Here is a 1,132-nt window from a genome sequence, read left to right on the forward strand (position 1 = left end):
CGACGACGCCGATGATGGCCGCTGTCACGAACGCAATGGCGGCAGACGTCCCCTCGTGTGTGTTGAACGTCGAGACGACCATACAGGAGAGTGAGGGAACGACGGTACAACTCGAGACAGTATCGATGATACCGTACACACGCATCGCCTGCACCGAGCGGAATAACACCGCAACCCCGATGGTCGGCAGGATGAGCGGGAGCGTGATGTATCTGAACTGCTGCCACTTGCTCGCACCGGCGACGCGGGCCACGTCGTACAGGCTCCGATTGATGCTCTGGAGCCCGGCAAGGATGAGTAGCGCCATGAACGCGGAGGTCTTCCAGATGTCGGCGACGATAATGATGAACGTCGCGCTGACCGTGTCGTTCAGTGTGTTTGTCGGTGCTACTACTCCGAGATCGGCGAGAATCGGCGTCGCGAATCCGACGTTCGAGTCGAACATTAAGAAGAACATCATCCCCTGGATGACGATTGGGACGGCCCACGGAATGATAATCGCCGCACGGACCCACCGTCGGCCGTAGAAGTCTTGGTCTAAGACGAGCGCTTGTCCCAGTCCGATGAGGGTCTCGAACAATACGCTGGCCACGGCGAAGATGAGGGTGATTACGAGGGCGCTATCGAGGAGACTCGCGGCGTCGAACCCGGTCGGGAGGAACGTCGTCCCGCCGGGGAGGAACCGATTTTTCTCCCCGGTGAACAGCGCGACGTAGTTGTCGAGACCAACGAAACGGACACTAGAGAGGTCGGTCGAGACGGCGTACAGTGACAGCTCGAACGTCCGCAAGAGCGGGTAGATAGCCACGATACCGAGCAGGACGAATACCGGGGTCAACAGCAGGTACGCGTACTGCGTGTCGCTCAGGTTCTCCAGCCACCGCAAGAAGCCGACGACTGGTCCCGCCCGTCGTGACTCACGTGCCGGTTCTGCAGCCGTATCGGCGCTCATACTATCCCTCCGAGAGGTGTGGGACTCATGGTTTGATCTGGTAAGTGTGGAGCTCTCCGCTCGTCAGTTGCTTCTCTCAGTCTCTTCGAGGCTGGACTGGAGCGTTGCCATCGCCTCGGACGAGGCCACCTCTTGTCCGACCGCGCGATTGGCCTGCTCCGCGATCTTGCTCGATTGGTT

At 59.9% G+C, this 1,132-nt stretch carries 1 protein-coding gene; it reads right to left on the minus strand.

From position 1 onward, the window contains the following. The coding region (locus LPA46_RS18695; RefSeq protein ID WP_230893815.1) for a carbohydrate ABC transporter permease at window positions 1–952 on the minus strand (952 nt) is incomplete at its 3' end. Window positions 953–1,132: the final 180 nt, after the last annotated feature.

It is taken from the genome of Halobacterium sp. KA-6 (genome assembly GCF_021029015.1).
In the GTDB taxonomy this organism is placed as follows: Archaea; Halobacteriota; Halobacteria; order Halobacteriales; family Halobacteriaceae; genus Halobacterium.